This window comes from Moorena sp. SIO1F2 (genome assembly GCF_010672755.1).
In the GTDB taxonomy this organism is placed as follows: Bacteria; Cyanobacteriota; Cyanobacteriia; order Cyanobacteriales; family Coleofasciculaceae; genus Moorena.
Window position 1 is genome coordinate 1 of the sequence record NZ_JAAHFV010000451.1, and the last position, 4,596, is coordinate 4,596.

Annotated in this window: 4 protein-coding genes; 1 reads left to right on the forward strand and 3 read right to left on the reverse strand. The window is 42.4% G+C overall.

Going from position 1 to position 4,596, the window contains the following annotated elements; translation table 11 throughout:
- Nucleotides 1-582 precede the first annotated feature (582 nt).
- Nucleotides 583-1,194, reverse strand: coding sequence for a Uma2 family endonuclease (locus tag F6J94_RS30640; RefSeq protein WP_293047183.1), 612 nt, complete (start codon nucleotides 1,192-1,194; stop codon nucleotides 583-585).
- Between the two features lie 388 nt (nucleotides 1,195-1,582).
- Entirely contained in the window at nucleotides 1,583-1,975 is a 393-nt protein-coding gene (locus F6J94_RS30645) for a hypothetical protein (RefSeq protein ID WP_293047185.1), read from the reverse strand.
- Between the two features lie 128 nt (nucleotides 1,976-2,103).
- On the opposite strand from F6J94_RS30645, the gene F6J94_RS30650 reads away from it, so the two are divergent.
- The gene (locus tag F6J94_RS30650; protein ID WP_293047187.1) at nucleotides 2,104-2,334 is read left to right on the forward strand and encodes a hypothetical protein; all 231 of its coding nucleotides are present in this window, start codon (nucleotides 2,104-2,106) and stop codon (nucleotides 2,332-2,334) included.
- A gap of 320 nt (nucleotides 2,335-2,654) precedes the next feature.
- On the opposite strand, the gene F6J94_RS30655 is transcribed toward F6J94_RS30650, so the two are convergent.
- A complete protein-coding gene (locus F6J94_RS30655) occupies nucleotides 2,655-4,517 on the reverse strand; it encodes an NACHT domain-containing NTPase (protein WP_293047189.1) in 1,863 nt (620 codons plus the stop codon).
- Nucleotides 4,518-4,596: the final 79 nt, after the last annotated feature.

Genomic DNA, 4,596 nt, shown 5'->3' on the forward strand with positions numbered 1-4,596 from the left:
GAATTGTTAGTCATTTGAGTTGATTGAAGCCGGCTAATTAGTCAGATTTTAATGACTAAATTTGGGGATTTTTCGGAAAATTTTGAGCTATTTCCCTATCCCCCTATCCCCCTATCCCCCTATCTCCAATAATCGTTAACTTATTTTTCTTTGAAACAGCCCTGCCCAAAGTTGGGGGGCTAGGGGGGCAAAATTCAGTATAAAAAAACTTTTCAGATATCCTCTAAGGAATCATCTCAGGTACAGTTAGGTCAGTTACCCATTACCCATTATCGATTAAGCAACTAATCTTTTGGTATTAAAATTTTCATCTGCCAGGAATCGAGCCATTTGGGATTACCTGGATTGATTGCGTTGCTGATTATGGGTATGGTCAAGCCCCCCTAGCCCCCCAATTTTGGGGGGAACAAGACTTTCAAAGTCCCCCAAATTTGGGGGACCAACGGGGGCTTGACCAAAACCAGATGATCCCGCATTCATTCCTTAATTCAGCAACGCCGGATTGATTGCGCCTAGCTAGTAAGCGATGGACGCGCGTCCCGCTTTCAGCGATCGCGTATTCCAATTGGATTAAAGCGTTGTTCAGCCTTCCCAAACTTCTTCCATGACCATGACAAAACCAGGCAGCACTGATTCATCCCCCTTCACCGTAGCTGGATTGTCCAACTGCTCCACTTCTACCCCAGGACGGTAAATATATACTTGACGACTATTTGGCTCAATCAACCACCCCAACAGAGCGCCATTTGACCTGTACTCTTCCATCTTTTCCTTAAGACTCTTCACCCTATCACTGGGAGAGCGCAACTCAATCACAAAATCTGGGCACAGAGGAATAAACTTTTTCCTTTGTTGAGGCGTTAGGGCTTCCCACCTGTCTTTTTTGACCCAAGAAGCATCAGGGGAACGTTCTGCACCATTGGGCAGCTTAAAGCCACCAGAAGAATCAAATACCTTGCCTAGCTTTGTTTGGCGATTCCACAACTGTAGCTGAAAATTAATGTTGGAATTTTTTTGAGATGTTTCACCTCCTGTGGGGGGCATAACAATTATTTCTCCGTCTAATGTGCGCTCAATTCGTAAATCTCGATTAATCTGACAAAACTCAAAAAATTGATCATCATCCATAGCCCATGCCGGGGGCATCCTCAACACAATGGGATTGGTTTCAACAGGTGTGGTGGCTACTTTCATCGCGATCTCTACTTCCCGCACAAAAGAGTTTCTTCTATTCTAGTTAACAAAAATACTGCCTTGCCTTGAGGGGCTTCCAGGCATTTTTGGCACCGCCCCGACTGGGTACACCATAAAATGCTTAGTTAGTGTTTAGCGATCGCAACTCTAGCTTGTAGACTTTGACTCCTGATTGTTGCGGAATCTTTCTACTAGAAGGACTCGTTTAGAAAGAAGCTAGCCACAGTAACATTAATGGGTGTATCTCACTTTTGTAAATTTTGCGTAGGGTGTGTTAGGGGTGGGATCGCTGTGATTTTCCGCTTTTTCGCCAGCTTTGAAATAGCCCACCCCGTAACGCACCACCGGCTCAAACAGTTTTTAGGAGATGCACCCAACATTAATCGACTCACCGTTTTTCTAGTTCCCATGGTTCCAAGGTAGCAAAATGCTCTAGTAGCAAGGGATGGACAAACATGTAGCCACCGCCAACCTTTTGCAAAAAAATACGATCAGTTGCGTAGTCTAAGAAACGAGCGTAGTTCCACGGAATGTGTCCACTACAGAATATAATTATACGCAAGACCAAATGTTGAATGCAAGCAATCCTAGCATTACTTAACATACTCATTAGCAAAGTACTAATCACTCCAGTTATCAGCCCACCATCTAACCCAGCAATAAGTTCACCAATCAATCCAAAGATCAACCCACTCAATAACCCCAAGGTTACCGCGTTAACTGCTGATCTAAATATCCCCTTGCCCTCCCTAGGATTTTCTCGTTCCCTGGCAAGCTGCATTTTTGCATTAATGTAACAGTAAGCATTGTCCCACATTTCATGGTAGGATCTGTCAGCGAATATCCACTGTGCAGGCCCAATCAAAGGGCTTTAGGCAAGGATTTCGAACCTTTCAAAGGAGACTAATAATGAACCTGAATGACTTGATCGAAGAAAAATTAAACTCTTATGCTCAGAAGATTGTTTCTGGCGGTAGCAAGACCGACGAAATTGCGGTTGGGGAAATTACCTTCTATATCGCTCTGCGTCGCGTAGTAAATGGTAAAGGAACCCTGCAAGACCTAGGTATGATGGATGCTATCAACGACACCCTCCAAACCTTAGGACTGGTCGAGGAAGGAAAAACCTTCTACAAATAATTTGCCCATCAAGAAGTTTGAGTGGTGGGCAATCTTGTAAATTGGATTTTATACCTCAATCCAACCACCACCAACTTTCGTTTGCCTAACATGGCATTGGAGCGGATGTGAAAGCAAAAGTGTTGAGCTTTGTTATAAAATGGTTTCACACCGCTCAACTTTACTGTTATGTCGCTTCAGTAAATTTTGCGTAGGGTGTGTTAGGGGTGGGATCGCCGTGATTTTCCGCTTTTTCGCCAGCTTTGAAATAGCCCACCCCGTAACGCACCACCGGCTCAAACAGCTTTTAGGAGATGCACCCAAAATTAATCGACTCCCCGTTATTCTAGTTCCCATGGTTCCAAGATAGCAAAATGCTCTAGTAGAAAGCGATGGACAAACATGTAGCCACCGCCAACCTTTTGCAAAACAATATGATCAGTGGCGTAGTCTAAGAAACGAGCGTAGTTCCACGGAATGTATCCACTACAGAATAAAATTATACGCAAGACGAAATGTTGAATGCAAGCAATACCAGCATTGCTTAACGTACTCATTAGTAAAGTACTAATCACTCCAGTTATCAGCCCAGCAGATAACCCATCAATAAATCCACCAATCAATCCAAATATTAACCCACTCAAAAATCCCAAGTTTACCGCGTTAATTGCTGATCTAAATATCCCCTGATTAGGAGCTGATTTTATATCTAAATTAGAACCAGCCAGCCCACCTATCAACCCAAAAACCAGTCCAAAAACCAGTCCAAAAACCAGTCCAAAAACCGGTGCCAAAGCTACCCCAACACTCAGTCCAACACTCAGTCTACGTATCCCTTTAATAATTTGCTTCAAATTTAGTCTATTCTCTAGTCTTATTCGAGAAACATCTAAAATTTCAACAGGTTTTATTTTTTCCCTATCTCCTATCCCCAAAAGTAAACTAAAAAATAGTCCACCCGTTAAGCCAAAAATTAGCCAACTCGTTAAGCTAAACATTAGCCAACTCGTTAAGCTAAACATTAGTCCACCCGTTAAGCCAAAAATTAGCTCACACACCAATATCAATAGAGTTGAATAAACTATCCTCTGAGTTCGATTTAGCAACCAGGTAGGCTGCATTCGTTCAATTAAAAATATCGTTTGTTGCTCCTGAAGCATCCGCTTTGCCAGCCAAGTCAACCAATACTTTGTTTGAGCTTTACTGTATCTCTGATTAGTCCGCCGACGCTTAAACATCCTCTCAATGTAGGCACTGAATAGCTGTTTGCGACGTTCTTCTACCAAGTCAGTTTTAGGTAAGTCTTCAACAGCTACTCCTTGGTAAGCCAGAGTCATAATATTGAGCATTAAAGGAGATTGAGCTAACTTTTGCAGTACTGTATCCTCTGCAATTAATGCTCTCAATCCTGTAACATTAGCCCTCAAACTATCCAGGTAATGAGAGATTTGTTCTAAGGTGAGCAACCTCAAATAAACCGCACTTGCAAAGTTCAGACGGTTAGAGAGGGCTTGGTAGTCTTTGATGCGGCTGCAAACAACAATTTCTGCTGCATTGTACTGCTGAAGGAAATTGTTCAAAGCAGTAACACACGCCTCTCGATATCGAGCCTGGACTTCATCCAAACCATCTAAGAGCAGGAGCAGTTGCTGTTTCGTGACTAAAGCTTGTCCAATTGTCTTAGGAACCTTATATATAGTGCGTAGTTCTTCGACTAGCCAATCAGCAATACTTTGCCTCTTATTTGCCCAAGAGGATAGATTCAATACCACAGGAATTGGGGAATCAACATCTTGATCAGCACGGGCAATTAAGTCACGGGTTAGTTCTAGTAACGTTGTGGTTTTACCTGAGCCTGGTTCACCTAATATCAGCAGCGTTCGACCTGGACTAATTTGGTCAAAAATGTCAATTACCTTAGTCCCTTCTGGGAGTGGTTGAGGTGAGTACTCACTAATCTCTCTAATCTCGTTCCAAGGGTTAGTAACTGCATCAGGCCGTTCTTCTAGTCCCTGTTCAATTAGCACTTGCTTAAATAAAGATTTTTCTAAAACACCTTTAATCCAAAAGTTTTTGACGTTGGTAAGCAATGCCTGACGAATGCGGTACTCTTGTCGAGTTAGGGGTGACTTGGTTGAATTATCGTCAATGTTAATCGTATTGATACTACGGACAACTTGACGAATGATGGCTTTACGAAGCATATTGATACCTTTATCACCAATAGTGATAAAGGTATCACCAATAGTGATAAATTGATGATCAATTTATCAATATTGGTCA

What these genes read in the sequence shown, in the direction of transcription:
- F6J94_RS30655 (WP_293047189.1), bottom strand. Translation starts at nt 4,517, where the DNA reads ATGCTTCGTAAAGCCATCATTCGTCAAGTTGTCCGTAGTATCAATACG.
- F6J94_RS30640 (WP_293047183.1), bottom strand. Translation starts at nt 1,194, where the DNA reads ATGAAAGTAGCCACCACACCTGTTGAAACCAATCCCATTGTGTTGAGG.
- F6J94_RS30645 (WP_293047185.1), bottom strand. Translation starts at nt 1,975, where the DNA reads ATGCAGCTTGCCAGGGAACGAGAAAATCCTAGGGAGGGCAAGGGGATA.
- F6J94_RS30650 (WP_293047187.1), top strand. Translation starts at nt 2,104, where the DNA reads ATGAACCTGAATGACTTGATCGAAGAAAAATTAAACTCTTATGCTCAG.